18 protein-coding genes are annotated in these 20,363 nt (G+C 33.1%); 13 read left to right on the plus strand and 5 right to left on the minus strand.

The features are described 5' to 3' along the window. The first annotated feature begins 2 nt into the window (after positions 1 to 2). Positions 3 to 395 (plus strand): SRPBCC family protein, encoded by a 393-nt coding sequence (locus tag C3L50_RS00455; protein WP_103803970.1) that lies wholly within the window; start codon positions 3 to 5, stop codon positions 393 to 395. Between the two features lie 79 nt (positions 396 to 474). Here C3L50_RS00455 and C3L50_RS00460 read toward each other — a convergent pair whose 3' ends face one another. From C3L50_RS00460 to C3L50_RS00475, 4 genes are all read right to left on the minus strand, one after another. Then, positions 475 to 1,293: a tyrosine-protein phosphatase gene (locus C3L50_RS00460; RefSeq protein ID WP_103803972.1), complete on the minus strand. Its 819-nt coding sequence runs from the start codon at positions 1,291 to 1,293 to the stop codon at positions 475 to 477. Between the two features lie 28 nt (positions 1,294 to 1,321). Then, positions 1,322 to 4,177, minus strand: a complete 2,856-nt coding sequence (locus C3L50_RS00465; protein WP_103803975.1) for a TonB-dependent receptor — start codon at positions 4,175 to 4,177, stop codon at positions 1,322 to 1,324. Positions 4,178 to 4,439: 262 nt separating this feature from the next. Then, entirely contained in the window at positions 4,440 to 4,847 is a 408-nt protein-coding gene (locus C3L50_RS16245; RefSeq protein ID WP_165783944.1) for a helix-turn-helix domain-containing protein, read from the minus strand. A gap of 742 nt (positions 4,848 to 5,589) precedes the next feature. Then, positions 5,590 to 6,318, minus strand: a complete 729-nt coding sequence (locus tag C3L50_RS00475) for a biotin--[acetyl-CoA-carboxylase] ligase (protein ID WP_103803980.1) — start codon at positions 6,316 to 6,318, stop codon at positions 5,590 to 5,592. Between the two features lie 95 nt (positions 6,319 to 6,413). Here C3L50_RS00475 and rsfS point away from each other — a divergent pair, with 95 nt between their 5' ends. The 7 genes from rsfS (at position 6,414) to C3L50_RS00510 (ending at position 12,024) form a co-directional block, all read left to right on the plus strand. Beyond that, on the plus strand, positions 6,414 to 6,785 hold the full coding sequence (gene rsfS / locus C3L50_RS00480; protein ID WP_103803983.1) for a ribosome silencing factor: 372 nt from the start codon (positions 6,414 to 6,416) through the stop codon (positions 6,783 to 6,785). A gap of 15 nt (positions 6,786 to 6,800) precedes the next feature. Continuing rightward, complete coding sequence (gene ftsH, locus C3L50_RS00485; protein ID WP_103803985.1) at positions 6,801 to 8,726, plus strand: ATP-dependent zinc metalloprotease FtsH; 1,926 nt, start codon at positions 6,801 to 6,803, stop codon at positions 8,724 to 8,726. Between the two features lie 112 nt (positions 8,727 to 8,838). Then, positions 8,839 to 9,441 carry a lactate utilization protein B/C gene (locus C3L50_RS00490; RefSeq protein ID WP_103803986.1) on the plus strand — a complete coding sequence of 201 codons (603 nt, stop codon included), beginning with the start codon at positions 8,839 to 8,841 and terminating at the stop codon, positions 9,439 to 9,441. 1 nt (position 9,442) lies between these two features. After that, positions 9,443 to 10,333, plus strand: coding sequence for a phosphatidate cytidylyltransferase (locus C3L50_RS00495; protein ID WP_103803988.1), 891 nt, complete (start codon positions 9,443 to 9,445; stop codon positions 10,331 to 10,333). Further along, positions 10,323 to 10,976 carry a phosphatidylserine decarboxylase family protein gene (locus tag C3L50_RS00500; protein WP_103803990.1) on the plus strand — a complete coding sequence of 218 codons (654 nt, stop codon included), beginning with the start codon at positions 10,323 to 10,325 and terminating at the stop codon, positions 10,974 to 10,976. The genes C3L50_RS00495 and C3L50_RS00500 overlap by 11 nt, the downstream gene beginning before the upstream one ends. After that, positions 10,976 to 11,245, plus strand: coding sequence for an acyl-CoA-binding protein (locus C3L50_RS00505; RefSeq protein WP_103803992.1), 270 nt, complete (start codon positions 10,976 to 10,978; stop codon positions 11,243 to 11,245). The genes C3L50_RS00500 and C3L50_RS00505 overlap by 1 nt, the downstream gene beginning before the upstream one ends. Positions 11,246 to 11,253: 8 nt before the next feature. Beyond that, entirely contained in the window at positions 11,254 to 12,024 is a 771-nt protein-coding gene (locus tag C3L50_RS00510; protein WP_103803994.1) for a superoxide dismutase, read from the plus strand. Positions 12,025 to 12,086: 62 nt separating this feature from the next. Here C3L50_RS00510 and C3L50_RS00515 read toward each other — a convergent pair whose 3' ends face one another. Next, the gene (locus tag C3L50_RS00515; protein WP_103803995.1) at positions 12,087 to 13,952 is read right to left on the minus strand and encodes an alpha-amylase family glycosyl hydrolase; all 1,866 of its coding nucleotides are present in this window, start codon (positions 13,950 to 13,952) and stop codon (positions 12,087 to 12,089) included. 282 nt (positions 13,953 to 14,234) lie between these two features. On the opposite strand from C3L50_RS00515, the gene C3L50_RS00520 reads away from it, so the two are divergent. From C3L50_RS00520 to C3L50_RS00540, 5 genes are all read left to right on the plus strand, one after another. Then, the gene (locus C3L50_RS00520; RefSeq protein WP_103803997.1) at positions 14,235 to 15,863 is read left to right on the plus strand and encodes an OstA-like protein; all 1,629 of its coding nucleotides are present in this window, start codon (positions 14,235 to 14,237) and stop codon (positions 15,861 to 15,863) included. 164 nt (positions 15,864 to 16,027) lie between these two features. Next, complete coding sequence (locus C3L50_RS00525; protein ID WP_103803998.1) at positions 16,028 to 17,221, plus strand: aspartate aminotransferase family protein; 1,194 nt, start codon at positions 16,028 to 16,030, stop codon at positions 17,219 to 17,221. Between the two features lie 114 nt (positions 17,222 to 17,335). Continuing rightward, positions 17,336 to 18,730, plus strand: coding sequence for a tetratricopeptide repeat protein (locus C3L50_RS00530; protein ID WP_103804000.1), 1,395 nt, complete (start codon positions 17,336 to 17,338; stop codon positions 18,728 to 18,730). 150 nt (positions 18,731 to 18,880) lie between these two features. Next, positions 18,881 to 19,633, plus strand: a complete 753-nt coding sequence (locus C3L50_RS00535; protein ID WP_103804002.1) for a shikimate dehydrogenase family protein — start codon at positions 18,881 to 18,883, stop codon at positions 19,631 to 19,633. Between the two features lie 127 nt (positions 19,634 to 19,760). Beyond that, positions 19,761 to 20,348: a hypothetical protein gene (locus C3L50_RS00540; protein WP_133158830.1), complete on the plus strand. Its 588-nt coding sequence runs from the start codon at positions 19,761 to 19,763 to the stop codon at positions 20,346 to 20,348. Positions 20,349 to 20,363: the final 15 nt, after the last annotated feature.

A 20,363-nucleotide genomic window follows, 5' to 3' on the forward strand; every position in this document is an offset into this window, starting at 1 on the left:
AAATGAACTTAGAAAGTCCCAAAGTCACAGTAGAAAAATCAGCTGAGTATTTATACACTCAATTGTCAGATGTTAGAAATTTCGAAAAATTAATGCCCGAAAACATTGCTAAATTCGAAGTTCTTGGTGATGATATTTTTAATTTTGGGTTAAAAGGCATGCCTGAAATTAAACTAAGATTAAAAGAAGGTGTTCCTTATTCTAAAATAATTTTGAATGCCGCCAGCGACAAATTACCGTTTACTTTGGTAGCAAATATTAATGCAATTTCAGAGTATTCGAGCGATGTAAAACTAGATTTCGAAGGCGAATTCAATCCGATGATGGCTATGATGATCAAAGGACCTATTTCGAAATTTATTGAAACTTTGGCTGGAAACATGTCGAAATTGTAAGATAATATTTTTTTATAAAACTAAATGAAAAGCCGTCAATATTAAATTGAACGGCTTTTATAATTAAAATATTTCAAGTCTATTTTACCAAATACTTTTTCTTTATTTCCTTTTTTACCTTTTCAGTAATACCAAATTCGGTAGCCAGCATAGCATCTATACTGCCGTATTTTTTAATGATATTATTCCAAGAGGCCTCTAGATAAGGTGCTTTTACTTCCATTAATTTTGCCATTCTTTCTTCTGGGATTCCGTAGGCTTTGTATTTAGACAAATCGGTTTTGGCTATTGCTTCATTAGATCTTAAGTAATCTTTCATAATTTCTTCATCAGAAACATCTAAAATGTGCAAAAATAAAGCCGATGCTAATCCTGTTCTGTCTTTGCCAGCCGTACAATGAAACAAAACCACAGATTCCTTTTTTGAAATTTCATCAAAGAAAGGTTTAAAGTCTTTGATATGGTTTGTAAAGCCATTACTTGTGCTAATCATTAACGAATCTAATGCCGTCTCACTAAATTTTGGAGACATTAAAACTTTCATAAATCCGCCCATTTCTTTGTCGTTGATAGATCCAATCATAGCTCTTTTGGTTTCTATTTTTTGGCTAACAGGAATAAAATCAGGGTCTTTTTGTATCTCACTATCCGATCTAAAATCTACAATTGTGGTAATATTCATTTCATCAAATCTTGTAATATCACTTTCTGTAAGTTTAGAAAAATTACCTGAACGATATATAATACCATCTTTAATTTTTTTCCCTTCTTTATTTTCAATACCGGATAACGATCTGAAATTAGGGCTATTTTCTATATTCATACTTTTTTGAGCAAAACCGCTTATTGCCAAAAATAGCGATAGCATAGTTGCTTTTAATTTGATTGTGTTTTTCATTTTATATTTTTTTAATACAATTTATTTTTTAAAAAACTTGATATCTGATGCCTAATTGTCCGTTTATTGATGACCACTCACTGTTTGTGATTCTACTTTGATTTGTTCCTAAATATTGTTGAAATGGCTCATTAGTAAGGTTTCTAACTTCCATAAATACTTTTATTTTATCACTAATAGAATAATCTGCTGATAAATCGACAGTGAAATTGCTTTTGGCAGAAATATAATAATTAGGGCCTAAATTTTGATTGATTGTTTCTACTGATTCTCCTCTATAATTTCCTGCAATTCTAAACATAAACCCATATTTTTCGTAAAAAACAGAAGAGTTAAACAATAATTTAGATTGGTTAGGCAAGGTAGTTTTGTCAGTAGCAGTTATTTTTCCAGTGGCATCGTATCTTGAAACATCCAATTTTGAATTGATTATTGAGGTATTAAAATCAACTCCAAAACCTCCCATAAAACCACTTAATTCTGTAAATCTTTTGGTAATTCCCATTTCAAAACCTAATAAACTAGCATCTTTTATATTTTTGGGTTGTGTTACTAAATAATCTACACCATTTATTTTTTCGTATGAAATATCTTTAAAGATATAATCCGAGATTCCTTTATAAAATACCCCAGCAGTAATTAGTCCGATGTCTTTTAAGAAATATTCCCCCATCAAATCAAAATTATTAGAAAAAGTAGGCAACAAATCCGTGTTTCCTCTAGTTATTTTGAATACAGAACCTGTAATATCTACTATTTCACTTGGATTTAAATCCGGCAAATTAGGTCTAGCAAAAGTTCTTGTATAAGCTGCTCTCAAATTGATGTTGTCATTCAAAGCATATTTGATATGCAACATTGGAAGAAAAGCATTGTAAGAAGATTTTTTTGTGACTGGCGAAACAACTTTGGTTTTTGCATCATAAGCGCTACTAGTCATAGTTACATCAGTGTTTTCATTTCTAACACCTGCAATTATTTTTGTTTTATCCGTAAGATCATAAACACCCATTATATATGTGCTGAAAACATCTTCTTTTCCATTAAATTTTGTGGTTGCATTGGAGGCCGAAGAATAATCTTTAAATCCATTTGCTGCAAAATATTCCGGAGAAAATATAGTAAACAATTGGTCTTTTGTAATTGGATTTACAATAAGGTTATTGAATGGGCTTCCAATTTCTGAAAAGAAGTTACCAGCATTAGGATAGCCTTCGGTTGCTAAATTGCTCATAGGAACTAAGGCTGGCGAACCAGGAATACCAAGAGCTGCACCTGGTAAGTAAGCCAAAGGTGTTTGTTCTCCTGAATAATTTTTGAATTTTAGCTTTGAACCCGCTTTGATGGTTAATTTATCAGTAGCATCGTAATTAAAATTTATTTGTCCTATTTGATCTTTGTCTCTTTGATCTAACTGATAAATTACCAATTGTTGCAAGGTTAATTTTGTTGGATCCATAACATCGTTTGGATTGGTCAACTTTGGGTCGATGGCAAAAATATCCACTCCTATTCCGTTTGGAGAATCGAATGTGTTGTAGATTAATCCGTCGGAAGATCTATTCCCAAAATCGCCCACTAATTTTTGATTGAATTGTGCTATTGGCAAGCCTTTTTTATTAGATGGCATATTAGGCGGCGTGTCTAATAGGTATGTCATTTCGTTATTAGAAAATGACCAATCCATTTTCAATTTAGAAATAATTCGATGTTCTCCACCAATTTCTATGGCATTCAAACTTGTTTTATAATCCGAGTAGCGATAACTAAAAGTGTATCTTTTTTTGGCAAAATCATAAAAAGATTCGTAAACAGGTCTTACATCTTGAAATTTATCATACAAAAATTTACCAAAAAATTTATTTTTATCATTCAACACATAATCAACAGAACCGCTAAAAGCTTTGGTAATTCTTTCTCCAAAATATCGTTTTGCATTTACAGTGTTGATAGCATACTTTTGAGATTGAGTTACTGCATTTACATTATAATCAACAACTTCTTCATCAGTAGCAAAATTTCTATCCCAAATTGAGGCGGCAAGAACAATTCCCAATTTATCTTTAAAGAATCGTTGCCCGTAAACAATAGATCCATTATAAGACCCTTTTCCAGATTTTTCATTATAACCACCACCCAAACTAGCATTTAGCATTGTTTTTTGGGGAGCAGTTCGTGATACAAAATTTACCGATCCACCAATAGCATCACCTTCCATATCTGGAGTAATGGCTTTTGAAAGTTGGATGTACTGAATCATTTCGGTAGGAATAGCATCTAAAAGTGTATTTCTTGTTCCTGTAACCGTAGCACTTGGCAATCGATTTCCGTTGTACAAAGTTGATGTCCATCCGTAAGGAGTTCCTCGAACACTTACCTGATTTGCTTCTCCGTGATAACGGTTTACACTTACGCTTGGCATTCTCTGAACGGCTTCGGCAGCATTACGGTCTGGTAATTTTCCAACAGCATCCGCCGAAAGTACATCCATAATTGCCAATGATTTTTTCTTAATACTCAATGCTTTAATTTGCGAAGGCCCTGTAAAACCTTTTACAATTACTTCATTCAAAGTCCCTTCTTCGGCAGGAAGTACGATTGTTCCTAAATTGTTTATACCAGAAACTAATTTTAGTTCTTTAGTTGTGGTCACATAGCCCATATAACTAATTGAAACTGTTATTTGTTCTTCGGGTACATTAGAAATTTGAAAATTTCCGTCTAAATCTGAACTTCCTAGAATCTTTTTTTCAATAATTGAAATATTTACACCTGGTAAATAGGATTTCCCGTCAGAAACTTTACCGATAATTGACGCTCGATTTTGAGCTATTATCTGTGTTCCAATCGACATCAATGCGAAAAGCAATACTAATTTTTTCATTGTTTTATTTGTTTTTAAAATATCTGAGGCAAAACTATTAGAAGATATTTTTTTAGAAGTCTTTTTAAATTTACACGTACAAAAACAAACAAAATAAACAATAAACAACTGTTTTTCAGTATTTTACACACAATATCAAATTGTTATCAAAGTGTAAATAAGTTGTTGAGTAGAACATTCAACTTTTTTAAGAGAAATTGTTTAAGACAAAATAGAGTGTAGAAAAATAATTAGCGAGATAAAAAATAAATATATTAGACAACTATTCTACCAACATCCTTTTATAGTCGCTAGGAGTTGCTCCCGTAATTTGTTTAAAATATTTATAAAAAGTAGATTTATTTTTAAAACCACTTTCGTAACCAATAGTAACAAAATTAGCATCTTGTTTTTTATCAATCAATCTTTTGGCTTCTTCAACTCGCAAAGTATTTATATATTGATAAAAATTAGTTTTCAATTGCACATTCAGAGCTTGTGTGATTTTTACTTTAGAAATCCTTAAATCCAATGAAAGCTTATCTAAATTGAATTCCGAATCCAAATAGCCTTTTTTAAATTTAAAATAAGCATTTATAGATGTGATTATTTCATCCATTTCCGCTGAATCCAACTCATAATTTTTATATTTTTCATCGGTTTTAACGCCCAAGGTCTCCTGTTTTTGCATTTCAAAAAATATAGCAAATCGAATGTGAATCACATAAACAAAAATGAATAACATCAAAAAGTAAAAAACAAATCTCAAATTGATTGCACTACTTATATTAAAAGCTAAAAAAATTAACCCCATAAAAGTTAATAGTCCCAAAAAATTAAAAATGATACTGATGACTTTTATAATCTTAATTTTTAGATCAAAAATAGGATTGCTATCTGTATAATTATCACGAATAAACTTTAAACTATAGATACTATAACCCAAAAAAGTAGGAACCAAAAGCAACATCACAACAAGATTCGAAAAATTGATAATACTGTCAAAAAGTGGATGATTAACAGATATAAACAATATGACTATATTGAGTACAAAACCAATAAAAAAAGGCAGACAATGATAAAAAATTTGTTTAGTTCTAATTTTCTTGCCAAATACCGATACCATATAAAAATAGATCATTGGCCCATATAAGAAAGAAAAACTCCCGTGTAGTTTTTCAAATAAATCAGCATTATTATATATAAAAATCAACGAAATTTTATAGACCAAATGACAAAAAACAACTCCAAAGAACATTGTTAGATAAAAATCCTCTTGTTTGAATTTTTTATTAAAAAAAATCAATAATGCCGTAATGAGTGATTGAATGGAGGTTAAATACAACAAAAATAACATAGTGAATTTTATTAAAAAACAAAATTACACCTTATCGATTATTTCTAAGTTACCTAAACATTAAGCTAATTTTTTATTAATACAACATTTGAATTTCTTTGATTTCAAACTCTGAAACCGAATCGTCTTCCAAAAGTATTTTGAGTTTTCCAATAGCCGAAACGCCTTGAATAATTCCCATGAAGTTGTGTTGATTTTCATCTGAAAAAGGCATTGGAATCCCTTTTTTGAAGAGTTTATTGGTATATTCCGACCACAATAAATGGGATTTTTGATTCCAATTCTGAATATTGTTTTCTAAATTTTCGATAATCTTCAAAAGAATTTTTTCTTTGTCGAAACTGGTATTACAAATCACTGCCAAAGAGGATGCTTTAGGCAAATTTTCAAAATTCATTTGGTTGACATTTAAGCCCAAACCCACTATTGAATTAATATTTCCGCCATTTTTTATACTATTTTCGATTAAAATTCCACCAATTTTCTTGTTGTATGACATAATGTCGTTTGGCCATTTGATGCTTAATTCTGGAATATTAAAATCTTCAAATACTTGAATTACTGCTAATGATACTGCAATATTAATATCAAATATCTGATTAATATCTGTAACAAAATCAGAAATCAAAACACTCATTATAAGGTTTTTACTCGGTTCAGACTCCCAAACAGCTCCCATTTGCCCCTTGCCTTTGGTTTGATTTTCGGCAGTAACAACGGTAAAATTTTCAAGTGATTGATTGCTCGATAACCCTTTTAAGAACTCATTTGTAGAATCTATGGCATCGAGTTTGATTAGTTTCATAGGAAGTTATTTGTGGAACAGAATTTAATATTATGTTAAGGTTCAAAAATAATCACAAAAAATGGTAACTTTACAAACTTATTTAAAAATAATTCATGACAAAAAAAGCAATAAATAATGATGTTCTTTTGGCAAACATCATCAAAGGAATTGAAGAAGTAAAAGGGAATGATATCGATATTTTGGATTTAAGAGAAATAGACACCGCCGTTTGTGACTATTTTGTAATCTGCAACGGTAATTCAAATACACAAGTTAACGCAATTGTTAACTCCATTCAAAAAGTAGTTTCAAAAGAATTGAAAGATAAACCTTGGCATGTTGAAGGATCTGACAATGCCGAATGGGTTCTTATGGACTATGTTAGCATTGTGGTTCACGTTTTCCAAAAGCACATCCGAGAGTATTACAACATCGAAAGCCTTTGGGGAGATGCCAAAATCACTAAAATCGAAAATAAATATTAAAGAAATATACCCGTAATGGCTAAAGACAATAAACCAAATTCGAATAATTTTAAAGTAAGCCCTTGGCTTGTTTATACTGCAATTTTATTAATTTTCTTGACTATAAGTTTTATTACTGGTGGGACTAATTTTCAAGAACCTGCCCAACTAAAATCGTCTGATATTGATAACATGCTATCTAAGGGCGAAATCAAAAATGTCATTATTTTTAATAATAAAGATGCCGAAATCTACCTAACGGATGCAGCATTAAAAGATCCTGCCAATAAAAAAGTAGCCAAAAATGTTTTGGATCAACCTAACAAAGGACCACATTATACTACAAAATTTGGAGATCTTAAATCATTTCAAGAAAAATTAGATAAAGCCAAGGCTGAAAAAAAATTAGTCGATTATGATTTTAAAGATGCTAGCAATTGGAGTGATATCATCATAAGTCTTCTTCCAATTATCATCATCATTGGAGTTTGGATATTCATCATGAGAAGAATGGGTGGCGGCGCTGGTGGTGGTGGCGGACAGATTTTCAATATCGGAAAATCGAAAGCAAAACTATTCGATGAAAAAACAGATATAAAAACCTCATTCAAAGATGTTGCTGGTTTAGAAGGTGCTAAAGAAGAAATTCAAGAAATTGTTGAATTCCTTAAAAACCCAGAAAAATATACCAATTTAGGAGGGAAAATTCCAAAAGGAGCCTTACTTGTTGGCCCTCCAGGAACAGGTAAAACATTATTAGCAAAAGCTGTAGCAGGCGAAGCCCAAGTACCTTTTTTCTCCTTATCAGGTTCTGATTTTGTTGAAATGTTTGTTGGAGTTGGTGCTTCACGTGTTCGTGATTTGTTCAAACAAGCCAAAGAAAAATCTCCTGCCATCATTTTTATAGATGAAATTGATGCCGTAGGTAGAGCTAGAGGAAAAAACAATATGTCAGGTGGAAATGACGAACGAGAAAACACCTTAAACCAGTTACTTACCGAAATGGATGGTTTTGGAACCAATTCGAATGTAATCGTTTTAGCCGCAACCAATAGGGCCGATGTTTTAGACAAAGCTTTGATGCGTGCAGGTCGTTTTGACAGACAAATTTTTGTGGATTTACCAGACATTCGCGAGCGTGAAGAAATTTTCAAAGTTCACCTTGCTCCATTAAAAAAAGTGGAAAATCTTGACACTGACTTTTTAGCCAAACAAACTCCAGGTTTTTCTGGTGCTGACATAGCCAATGTTTGTAACGAAGCTGCTTTAATTGCTGCAAGAAATAATAAACCTGCAGTAGATAAACAAGACTTTCTTGACGCTGTGGATAGAATTATTGGAGGTTTAGAAAAGAAAAACAAAATAATTACTGCCGAAGAAAAGAAAGCAATTGCCATTCACGAAGCAGGTCACGCCACTGTAAGCTGGATGTTAGAACACGCTGCACCTCTAATCAAAGTAACCATTGTTCCTCGTGGACAAAGTTTAGGAGCTGCTTGGTATCTTCCTGAAGAAAGACAAATCGTGAGAACTGACCAAATGCTAGACGAAATGTGTGCTACAATGGGCGGAAGAGCTGCCGAGAAAGTAACTTTTAATAAAATTTCAACTGGTGCATTAAGTGATTTAGAAAAAGTAACTCGTCAAGCACGTGCGATGGTCACCATTTATGGCTTGAATGAAAAAATTGGAAATGTTACTTATTATGATTCGTCTGGGCAAAGTGAATACAGTTTTTCTAAACCATATTCTGATGAAACTGCCAAAACAATTGATGAGGAAATTTCAATTCTTATAGAAAGTCAATATGAAAGAGCCATCAAAATTTTAGAAGAAAACAAAGATAAATTAAATCAACTTGCGGATATTCTGATTGAAAAAGAAGTTATCTTTAAAGATGATTTAGAAAACATATTCGGAAAAAGAACTTTTGACTCTAATTTAGGTGAAGTAGTCTCTTAATTCAATAAAAAATCATATTATTTTAAAATCTTAATTCAAAAGTGCCTTTTGAATTAAGATTTTTTTATCTTTGGACGTTTTCAATTCGTTTATCAAGTAGCATAGAAAAAGTATGAGTCTTTTTAAAAAAATTTTTGGTTCAAATAACCCCGATTCTGAAGAAGGAAAAAATAAGGAAAATATTGATTTTTCCCTAGAAAATGACGCCCCTTTAGAAGAGCAATTCATCTACAATTTCAAGAAGAATGGAGGGAAATTTTTGTACTGCGAAAATGAATCAGAAGTAAAAGACCATTTTGAAAACATTCTCGAAGAAAACGATTGGTTTGAAGGCGAAGCTTTGTGTTATGAGCCTAACCTTTTTGGCATTCTTGAAGAAAATAAAATTGTTTTTCAAAATGCAAATAACCCTTCCTTTCTTTTAGCAAATTGCGAAAATCTTATTGCTGACGAAGGTTCGATATTATTTTCTTCTAAACAAATCAAACAAAATAAACCGAACGAGCTTCCAACAAATATTATAATTATTGCAACTACTAGTCAAATAATTGAAACAAAAAGTGATGGTTTAAGCGTAATTAAAAAGAAATACATCAAAGATTATCCTACGAATATAACAACTATAAAATATTTCAAAAAAGTGGTTGAAGAAGATTTCACACAATATGGTAGTATTGCAAAAAATCTATATTTATTGCTTTTAGAAGATTTATAAGATGAATGAAACACTCAAGAGAGCAATATCTGGTGCGATTTATATAATTTTATTACTATCATCGATACTATATTCGACTGAAAGTTTTTTTATCTTGTTTGGAATATTTTTAGTAATTGCTATTTATGAATTTTGTAATTTAATTCAAACTCACAAACTTTTTCCTATTCTTTTTGGAACTTTATTATATATCGCTATAACATTAGTAAGCCATTACAATAAAATCACAACCAATGCCGTCAATACGTTTTTCAATACTGATTTTGAGATTCCTGTAAACATACAAGAATTAGATATTGTATTATTAGTGGTGTCCTTGGTAGTTTCTATAAAATGTATTCTATTTTTATTTTATGATAAATTTCAAAAAATAAGTACCTCTTCAAAATATTTATATTTATTAGGATACATCATCTTACCTTTCATATTTATAACAAAAATATCGTTTGGTATCAATGATTATAATCCAAAAATTATCATTGGGTTATTCATACTAATTTGGACAAATGACACTTTTGCCTATATCGTTGGAAAATCGATTGGAAAAAACAAATTATATGAAAAAATTTCACCAAAAAAAACAATAGAAGGATTCATTGGTGGAATTATTTTTGCCATTTTAGCAGGGTATTTAATATCCAAATATTACATAAAAGCCAGTCCGCAATTTAGCGACAAATCCATAATGATTTGGACTTCAATAGCATTAATTGTTGGAGTTGCTGGAACTATTGGAGACCTTATTGAATCCAAATTTAAACGTATTGCTGGAGTAAAAGACAGCGGAAAAATAATGCCGGGACACGGAGGCATTCTAGATCGACTAGATAGTGTTATATTTGTAGCACCAATTATATTTTTATTTTACCAAATTCTAAACTATGTTTCATAAAGAAGGCGCTCAATCAATACTAATAGGAACTGTTGTTACAGCAATTGTGCTTTTATTAACAGATAAATTCATTGACACCAATTGGATTAAAATGTCCATTCAAATCATAACTTTTTTGTTATTGATTATCATTTTGCAATTTTTCAGAAACCCAAAACGCAACTTTATACTCAATGAAAATGAAATTCTTTCTCCAGTAGATGGAAAAGTAGTTGTAATTGAAGAAGTGTATGAAGGCGAATATTTCAAAGAAAAACGAATTCAGGTTTCTATATTTATGTCGCCAATAAATGTACACGTAACCCGTTATGCACTTAGTGGTTTGGTGAAATTCAGCAAATACCATCCTGGAAAATTCTTGGTAGCTTGGCATCCAAAAGCGAGCGAAGAAAACGAAAGAACAACCATTGTAATCGAAAATAAAACCTTTGGAGAAGTTCTTTATCGCCAAATAGCAGGAGCATTGGCAAAAAGAATCGTCAATTATGCTCAAGAAGGAATGCAAGTCATTCAAGGTGAAGATGCAGGTTTTATAAAATTTGGTTCTAGAGTAGATCTTTTTTTACCTTTGGGAACGCCAATTAATGTAGTTCTAAACCAAAAAGCAATTGGAGGAAAGACAATTATTGCAACAAAATCTTAATGACAAATAAAGACTTAGATACACGATTTCAGGAAGCGGTTGAAATTGCTTCAAATATGACTCAGGCATCACTCCCGCAAGATGTCCAATTAAGACTTTATGCCTTTTATAAACAAGCCACTTTTGGTTCTTTAAGTTTCAATCATTCTGAAAGTGCTGATTTAAGAAATGCTTTCAAAACAAATGCGTGGATACAAATAAGTCATTTATCTATTGATGAAGCTAAAGAAAAATACATCGAAATAATCAATTCCATTATTCAAAAATAGTGATAACTATGAAAAAAATCAGTTTAATTCTAACCTATTTATTTCTACTCACAATTTTAATTTCTTGCGATAATAAAAAATATACCGAAGTTGTAGAAGTGCCTTTACCCTCTGCAGAAGAAAAGGTAGTCATGGGAATGCCTGATGATGTCAAAGCCGAAGAAGGTTCCTTTCAATTAGAAAAACTACCTCATTCATATGATGCTTTGGCTCCAAATATCTCAGTTTTTACTATGGAAAACCATTATTCAAAACATTATTTGACTTACACCAATAATTTGAATAAAGCCATAGCTGGAACTCCACTAGAAAATCTTACTATCGAAGAAGTGTTGGCAAAATTAGACCCGAGCATTCCTGAAATAAAAAACAATGCTGGCGGTTATTACAATCACTCGCTTTTTTTTAAATGTATGGCACCAAAAGCTGGTGGCCAACCCAAAGACACTTTGGCAGGAGCTATTACAAAAAAATTCGGCTCTTTTGAAAACTTTACCACAGCATTCAAAGATGAAGCTGCAAAACAATTTGGCTCTAGTTGGGTTTGGCTCATTGTAGATAGATCGGGAACCCTTCAAATTACAAGCACCCAAAATCAAGACAATCCTTTGATGCGAAATGCCCTTGTTCCTGGAAAACCAATTCTGGCTTTAGACCTTTGGGAACACGCCTTTTATCTAGATTATCAATACAAAAGAAAAAATTATGTCGATGCTTTTTTTAATGTAATCAATTGGAAAAAAGTGGGCGAAAATTATGAAGAAACCTTAAAAAAGTAGCAATAGCAATTAAAAAAAACGGGTTGAATGTTTGATACATTTAACCCGTTTTTTTTATCTTTTTACAACTGAAAAATAAACGATTCCGACGGACCAATACTAATTTGAGCCTTTCCTTCACCGTTTTCTACTCGCAATTGCGTAGTTTTTTGATGACACAATTGATCCGTGATAGTATAAGTTCCATCTTTCAAATTCCATTTTTGAATAATATCGGTTGGAATTCGAAGTTCGAAATTACTAGATGCTAGTGAATAAAAATTAGTTACAACAATCAATATTTGCGTGTCAGACCAACGAGTATAAGCGTAAATCGCTATATCATAACCTGGAGTTATGTTTCGATTGGCAGTTTGAATTTCTTGAAAATTCCCCATTAAGGCTGAACTATTGATGGTGAAATTCAATAATCTTTTATAAAAATCCCGCAACTCTTTTTCGTTTGCCGAAAGTTGTCCTCCATCAAATTTCCCTCCGTTCATCCATCGTTGATGATTGGGAACTCCTATATAATCAAAAATAGATGTTCTGGAATGAGTTCCAAAACCAGCATTTTCATTTGCTGCTTCCCCTACTTCTTGACCAAAATAAATCATCGTTGGTGCAGAACTTATGGTGGCTGAAACGACCATCAATGGTTTCCCTTTTTGTGGTGTACCTGCAAATTCTGGACTTGCCAAACGTTGTTCGTCGTGATTGTCCAAAAACTTCAACATATGATGTTCAATATCAGCCATTCTATGCTGAATATCTGTTAATCCATCAGGCCATGTTTTTCCTTGAATTACCGCTTTCAAATGATCGTAGGTTTCTACTTTATCATACAAATAATCCATTTTTCCGAGGCGAATATAATTTCGGTATTCGTTTGGATTGTAAACTTCGGCCATTAAAAAAGCATCCGGATTTTTAACTTTTATTGCAGAATTCATATAACTCCAAAATTCATACGGTACCATTTCGGCCATATCATAACGGAAACCATCGACTCCTTTAGAAGTCCAATACAAAGCAATATCACGGAATTTTATCCATGAATTTGGCACACTTTTATCTTTCCAAAAATCGAAATGTTCTTGATAAGATTTGGTATCAAAATCTGCGGGAAGTTCTGGAAAATCTTTCGATCCATCTGGACGAATTCCGTAATTAACTTTCACGGTTTCATACCAATCATTTTTGTCTGGTTTGGCCAATCGCGAACCGTTACCTGTCCATTTTGCAGGATATTCGTCGAATTTTCCATCTATTAACGGATTGCTTTCTCCGTTTAAAGGTTTGTCTGCATCCGGTATTTCAAAACGGGTATTCGGAATATAATAAAAGTTATTATCGCGTTTGTATTCAACCGAAACATCATCATCGGCACCAAAATCTTTAACCCCTTTTGGATTGCTTTTCCCTTCATATTTTCGGGCAATATGATTGGGAACAATATCAATAATCACCTTCATTCCTGCTTTGTGAGTTCGGGCAATCAAGGCCTCAAACTCTTGCAAACGATTGGCTGGGTTTACCGCCAAATCTGGGTTTACATTATAATAATCTTTTACAGCATATGGCGATCCGGCACGACCTTTTACCACTTCGGGATCATCATTTGAAATACCAATCGAAGTATAATCGCGAACCAAAGCATGGTGTGGAACTCCAGTGTACCAAACATAAGTTACTCCCAAATCCTTAATTTCCTTCAAGGCTTTGTCGGTAAAATCATTGAACTTCCCTACTCCATTTTCTTCAATCGTCCCCCAAGGTTTATTGGTCGTATTTTGGTTTCCAAACAACCTAGTAAACACTTGATATACAACCTCTTTCTTCTGCGGTGTCTTTTTCTTTTCTGTATCCATTTTCATAGCTGTAGTTTTGCAGGCTGTTGCCAAAAGTAATACGCTTATACTTGCAACAATAGTTATTTTTTTCATCATAGTAAATTATTTATCCTGATTTTTAGTGCTAATTATGAAATCCAATCTAAATGGATTAACAACTTTTAAAAATACTATTTTTTTGGCATCAATTTGAGAATTCATCAATATTTACCTGAATCTATTTGCTAGAATTGGAACTACAACGAAATATTATTCTTTTTTGTTAATAATTTTTTCTAAATCGAATGCTCCTCAAATCAATTGTAAGGAGTTATAAATAAATCATAATATGAATTCAGGTTGATTCCTTTTTCTTAAATTTGGCAAAAAATAAATCCATTGAAGAAATTATTCTTTTTCATAAGTTTTGGCTTAGCCGTTTTAAGTTTCCAAAACCTTTTGGCACAAGCCCCAAAAAAAATACTGGTAGAACATTCCGACTATTTTGATGTAAACCAAGTCGAAGCTCCAGATGCTGCATTGCTAACTGGAAATGTACGTGTCAATCACGATGGCATCATTATGACTTGCAACAAAGCTTATTATTTTCAAAAAGAAAACTACATCAAAGCCTTTGGAGATGTACAATTAGTGCAAGGCGACACTTTATTTTTAAACAGTAAATATGCCGAATACAATGGCAATATGAGAAAAGCTTTTGCTACAGGAAATGCCAAAATGCGTTCACCTGAATCTACCTTAGTTACAGATACTATCAACTTTGACCGCAACACTCAAGAAGTTTATTACAACACCAACGGAACGATTACCAACAGAGACAATACGCTGAAAAGCAAATCAGGAAAATATTATGTTGCTGAAAAAAAGTTTCAATTCCTCACGGCTGTTACCATCACGAATCCTAAATATGTAATCAAGTCCAATCATTTGGATTATTACAGCAATTCCGGACATTCTTACCTTTTTGGACCATCGACAATTACTAGTAAAACCAATTATATTTATACCGAAAAAGGGTTTTATGATACCAAAAAAAACGTATCGCATTTTCTTCGAAAGTCCTACATCAAATACGATGACCGACTCATTGAAGGAGATAGTTTGTACTACGACCGAAATAAAGAATTTGCCTCGGCAACACGAAATGTAAAAATAAAAGATTCCGTCAATCGAGGAATTATCAAAGGACATTATGCCGAATTGTACAAAAACAAAGATTCGATGTTTGTGACCAAAAGAGCCGTGGCAGTTAACTTTGTTGAAAACGATTCGGTTTACATTCACGGAAAAAAATTATTGGTTACTGGCCCAGAAGGCAACCGAATTATACGTGGTTTCAACAATGTTCGTTTCTATAAAACCGATATGAGCGGCAAATGCGATTCCATTCATTCCAGTACCAAAACCGCCTTGACAAAATTGATAGGAAATCCTATTCTTTGGAATGGAGAAAGTCAAATAACTGGCGATGTTATGCACCTTATTGGCGACCAAAAAACCCAAAAATTAGACTCACTAAAAGTCTTGAATAATACTTTTATAATCTCAAAAGACACCATCGGAACAGGTTTTAACCAAGTCAAGGGACAAAATCTATTTGGAAAATTCCTGGAAGGAAAACTCCATGAAGTCGATATCATCAAAAATGCGGAAGTCATTTATTATATGCGAAATGATGCCCAAGAACTCATTGGTATTAACAAAAACGTGAGTAGTAAAATCAATATTATTTTTGATAAAAAAGAAATAGAGACCATTACTTTTTTTAAACAGGTTGATGGTACTATTTATCCCGAAAAAGACCTGCCCGAACCCGATCGAAAACTAAAAGGAATGGTCTGGCGCGGAGATGAAAGAATCAAATCGAAAGACGATATTTTTCCTCCTGAAGAAAATATTGATAACGAAAAATTAGTCCAGCAAGGAAAAGACGAAAAAGCCAAGGAAAATGTCCCGATGAGAATCAGGAAAGAAACCTTGAATTACGACAAGAAGAAAAAGAAGTAGATTTCAGATGGCAGGTTGCAGATTGCATTTAGGTTCACCGAAATAAATAACCCATCTATTTGTCATTCCGACGAAGGAGGAATCCCAACAAACGAGAGCTACTACTATAATTACTTCTTCTCAGAAGAATGAGTTATAAGATAAAAAAAATCAACACATAAAACGTGAACAACGATTTCATAAAATACCAAGCCCAAACGTCTCCCTATCCTTTAGGAATGGAAGTTTCGCACGCCAAAGGCTCTTATATTTACGACACCAACAATAAAAAATATTTGGATTTTACAGCAGGAGTTTCGGCTTGCACACTCGGACACCAACCGCCAAGAGTCAATCAGGCGATAAAAGATCAACTGGACAAATATTCGCACGTGATGGTGTATGGCGAATATTCGCAAAGTCCAGCAGTGGAATTTTGCAAACTAATGGCTTCACTCCTACCGGAACCTTTAGACAAAACCTATTTAGTCAATTCTGGGACGGAAGCTATTGAAGGTGCGTTAAAACTCGCAAGAAGAACTACTGGCAGAAGCCAATTGATTTCTTGCCACAACGCCTATCACGGCAACACGATGGGTTCGATGAGCGTGATGGGATTCGAAGAACGCAAACAAATTTTTCGTCCGTTAATTCCCGATGTCGATTTTATCACTTTCAACAACGAAGCCGATTTAGAAAAAATAACCACCAAAACTGCCGGAATCCTACTCGAAACGATTCAAGGTGGTGCCGGTTTTATAGAACCTCATAATAATTTCCTGAAAAAAGTCCGCGAACGTTGCACCGAAGTAGGCGCAATGATGATTCTCGACGAAATCCAACCGGGTTTCGGCAGAACAGGTAAACTTTTTGGTTTCCAAAATTACGATGTCGTTCCTGATATTGTAGTGATGGGAAAAGGAATGGGTGGTGGAATGCCTGTGGGAGCTTTCACGGCTTCCTCAGAAATGATGGATTTGTTGAGCCACGATCCCAAACTAGGTCATATCACGACTTTTGGAGGCCATCCTGTCATTGCGGCAGCTAGTTTGGCCACTTTGCAGGAAATTACAGAGACAAACCTGATGGCAGAAACTTTAGAAAAAGAAAAGCTCTTCAAATCGCTTTTGGTACATCCTTTGATAAAAGAAATTAGAGGAAAAGGATTGATGTTGGCAGCAATGACGGAAACTGCCGAGATTACCAACGAAGTAATTCTGAAATGCCAAGACAAAGGATTGATTCTATTTTGGCTTTTATTTGAAGGATGCGCCATCAGAATTACACCTCCTTTAACCATTTCAGAAGATGAAATTAGAGAAGGTTGTGCTATTATGATCGAAGTCTTGAACGAAGTTCAATTGACAATTAATAATTGATAATTATCAATTCATTTTCTGTTGATTAAATTGTTCACAACAATTCCAAATTTTCCTCACATCAATACCTAGGTTGCCTACTTTTATTTTGGGCAAACTCAAAAAAAATTAATTATGCAATTAAGCGACGAGGAAGAAGACTATAACTTATCCCTATCCAAATTTGAGTCGATGTTGAAAACCAACAAAGTGCTCTTTTTTGACTCCGAGGAATTCGAGGATATCATTCTTCATTATCTCGATATGGGAAAAGCCAATTTGGCCAAAAAAGCTTTAAAATTAGCTTTGGAACAACACCCTAGATCAACTGGACTAAAATTAGTTCAGGTTGAAATGTTGGTGTATGACGACAAGCTCGATCAGGCTGAAAAGCTATTGAACGAATTGTATGCCATAGAACCAACCAATGAAGAAATTTACATTCAACAAGCCAATATTTTTTCTAAAAGAGACAACCACGAAAAGGCGGTTGAATTACTAAATATTGCTTTGAAATACACCGATGATTATGCCGATGTCTATAATTTAATGGGGATGGAATACCTGTTTATGGACAATCTCGAAATGGCCAAAGAAAGCTTTATCAAATGTTTGGAAGAAGATTTCGAAGATCAATCTGCCTTATATAATGTTGTCTATTGTTTTGAATTTCTAGATCAGAATCAGGAAGCCATTGATTATTTAACCAAATACATTGACAAAAATCCGTATAGCGAAATCGCTTGGCATCAAATCGGTCGTTTGCATTATGGCTTGAAAGAATACGAAAATGCCATTCGTGCTTTTGATTATGCGACACTTATCGACGACGAATTTTTAGGTGCTTTTATGGAAAGAGCCAAAGCTTTGGAACGCCTGAAAAAATACGAAGAAGCCATCGAAAGCTACAACAGAACTATCGAGTTAGACGATGCTACATCTTATGCTTTGCTTCGAATTGGAAAATGTTACGAAAAATTAGGCAACAAAGTTCAAGCCTTAAACTTTTTCAACAAAACGGTTCACGAAGATCCTCTTTTGGACAAAGGTTGGATTGCTATTACCGATTTTTATGTGCGTCAAAATAACTTTCAAAAAGCCCTGTTTTTTGTCAATAAAGCATTAGCGATTGACAATCAAAACAGAATGTATTGGAAACGCTATGCTACAATAAACAAACAAATGAACTTCTTTGAGGAGGCCGAATTTGGATACAGAAAAGCGGTAGAATTTGGCGATTATGCCTTAGATACTTGGCTGTTTTGGGTAGATATTTTACAGTTTTTGGGCGAATTCGAAACTTGTATTCAAACTTTATTACAAGCCTCAGAATATTTTCCAGAAGAAAACGAAGTCGAATATCGTTTGGTGGGATTATATTTTATGATTCAAGATACGACAAAAGCCAAGTTTCATTTGAGCAACGCTTTGCGATTGAATTTTGACAATTACATCATTTTGGAAGATTTATTTCCCGTAGTTTGGACACGAAAAATGGTGCAAAACTATATTGCGAAACACAAAAAATAAGTAATTTATTTGACCGCAAATTTAGCTCATAGGCGATGATCTATTCGGTATTCGCTAATTTTTCAATTCACAAATTTTCACAAATTAATTTGCGGTAATTTGTGAAATTTGTGGTTTTAAAAAACCTTTAAAAACTCAATATAAAATATAATGCTCGACACAATACGCAAACGCTTTGGTTTACTGGGACGCAACATTAGTTACTCTTTTTCGAAAGGCTATTTTACCGATAAATTCAGCAAAGACGAACTTTTCGAAGGTTGTACTTACGAGAATTTTGACATTCCTGAAATAACCGCTTTTCCTGAAATCATTAAAAACACGCCCGACCTAAAAGGGATGAATGTAACGATTCCGTACAAAGAAGTTGTGATTCCGTATTTGGACAAATTGTCTAAAAAAGCTACCGAAATTGGCGCCGTGAATACCATCAAATTCACTAAAAAAGGCAAATTGAAAGGCTACAACACCGACTATTATGGTTTTATGAAATCATTAGAACCGCTATTGCAACCTCATCACAAAAAAGCTTTGATTTTGGGAACTGGTGGCGCATCCAAAGGCGTGGCTTATGCCTTGAAAGAATTGGGAATACTATACACTTTTGTTTCCCGGGAAGCCAAAGAAGGCATCATCGATTACGACCGCATCAATGCTACTACTTTTGACAATTACCAAATCATCATCAATTCCTCTCCGGTGGGAACTAGTCCGAATATTGATGCTTTTCCACTAATTCCATATGAATATTTTACGAAGAAACACATTGCCTACGATTTGATTTACAATCCTGCCGAAACCCAATTTCTCAAAAAAGCGGCAGCAAAAGGAGCACAAACCAAAAATGGACAGGATATGCTTGTCTTTCAAGCAGAAAAGGCTTGGAGTATTTGGAATAAGTAATCACTCTAATTTAATTGACAAACTCAGTTCCAACCAAATTTTCCAAAAAAAGGAAATGGTTAGGAAGGCTAGAAATTAAAAGATAATTATTACAAGTTATATGGCATTAAAAAAAACATTTCAAATAATGAAAATTTTAAAAATATTTATTTTTATATCGATGGTGGGATGTTCTTCTCCATCACACATTATTGAGAATCCATACCAATTAGGTGTTGACTTTTCTTCTGGAAAGTGGCTTTTAAATACAATTGATGCTCCGCCAGACATAATTACCAAACTTCAAGAAAAGGTTATTAAGGATTTTACAAAAAAATTAAATAACCGATTCACTTATTACCCCGAATCACCAAATTTATTAATTCCTCAAAAAATAAAAACACAACCAAACAAAAACTTACTTAAAGCTATCCATTCTAGTACAAACTATGATTTTTTAATCAATTTTAAAGCTGGCAAAATTGAACCCAATATGAGTATAAAAGCGTCCTTGCAACCAGGTCAAAATTCAATATTCAATAATAAATCAGGTTATGTAGTAATGGAAATTTATGATTTAAAATCCGAAGAAATAATTTACTCGCAAAAAGTCATCGCCAGTGTAAATCATTCTATAAAAAATAATGATGTTAACATTTCGGAGTCTATTAACAATCTAATTATATTTGCTTATAAAAAATTGTTCGAACATTTAGAAAAAAAATCAACTCTGTAACAACAGCGTTAAACT

It is taken from the genome of Flavobacterium alvei (genome assembly GCF_002920895.1).
Lineage (GTDB): Bacteria > Bacteroidota > Bacteroidia > Flavobacteriales > Flavobacteriaceae > Flavobacterium > Flavobacterium alvei.

Coding starts and splice junctions, on each gene's coding strand:
- C3L50_RS00455 (WP_103803970.1), top strand. CDS start 3: ATGAACTTAGAAAGTCCCAAAGTCACAGTAGAAAAATCAGCTGAGTAT.
- C3L50_RS00460 (WP_103803972.1), bottom strand. CDS start 1,293: ATGAAAAACACAATCAAATTAAAAGCAACTATGCTATCGCTATTTTTG.
- C3L50_RS00465 (WP_103803975.1), bottom strand. CDS start 4,177: ATGAAAAAATTAGTATTGCTTTTCGCATTGATGTCGATTGGAACACAG.
- C3L50_RS16245 (WP_165783944.1), bottom strand. CDS start 4,847: ATGCAAAAACAGGAGACCTTGGGCGTTAAAACCGATGAAAAATATAAA.
- C3L50_RS00475 (WP_103803980.1), bottom strand. CDS start 6,318: ATGAAACTAATCAAACTCGATGCCATAGATTCTACAAATGAGTTCTTA.
- rsfS (WP_103803983.1), top strand. CDS start 6,414: ATGACAAAAAAAGCAATAAATAATGATGTTCTTTTGGCAAACATCATC.
- ftsH (WP_103803985.1), top strand. CDS start 6,801: ATGGCTAAAGACAATAAACCAAATTCGAATAATTTTAAAGTAAGCCCT.
- C3L50_RS00490 (WP_103803986.1), top strand. CDS start 8,839: ATGAGTCTTTTTAAAAAAATTTTTGGTTCAAATAACCCCGATTCTGAA.
- C3L50_RS00495 (WP_103803988.1), top strand. CDS start 9,443: ATGAATGAAACACTCAAGAGAGCAATATCTGGTGCGATTTATATAATT.
- C3L50_RS00500 (WP_103803990.1), top strand. CDS start 10,323: ATGTTTCATAAAGAAGGCGCTCAATCAATACTAATAGGAACTGTTGTT.
- C3L50_RS00505 (WP_103803992.1), top strand. CDS start 10,976: ATGACAAATAAAGACTTAGATACACGATTTCAGGAAGCGGTTGAAATT.
- C3L50_RS00510 (WP_103803994.1), top strand. CDS start 11,254: ATGAAAAAAATCAGTTTAATTCTAACCTATTTATTTCTACTCACAATT.
- C3L50_RS00515 (WP_103803995.1), bottom strand. CDS start 13,952: ATGATGAAAAAAATAACTATTGTTGCAAGTATAAGCGTATTACTTTTG.
- C3L50_RS00530 (WP_103804000.1), top strand. CDS start 17,336: ATGCAATTAAGCGACGAGGAAGAAGACTATAACTTATCCCTATCCAAA.
- C3L50_RS00535 (WP_103804002.1), top strand. CDS start 18,881: ATGCTCGACACAATACGCAAACGCTTTGGTTTACTGGGACGCAACATT.
- C3L50_RS00540 (WP_133158830.1), top strand. CDS start 19,761: ATGAAAATTTTAAAAATATTTATTTTTATATCGATGGTGGGATGTTCT.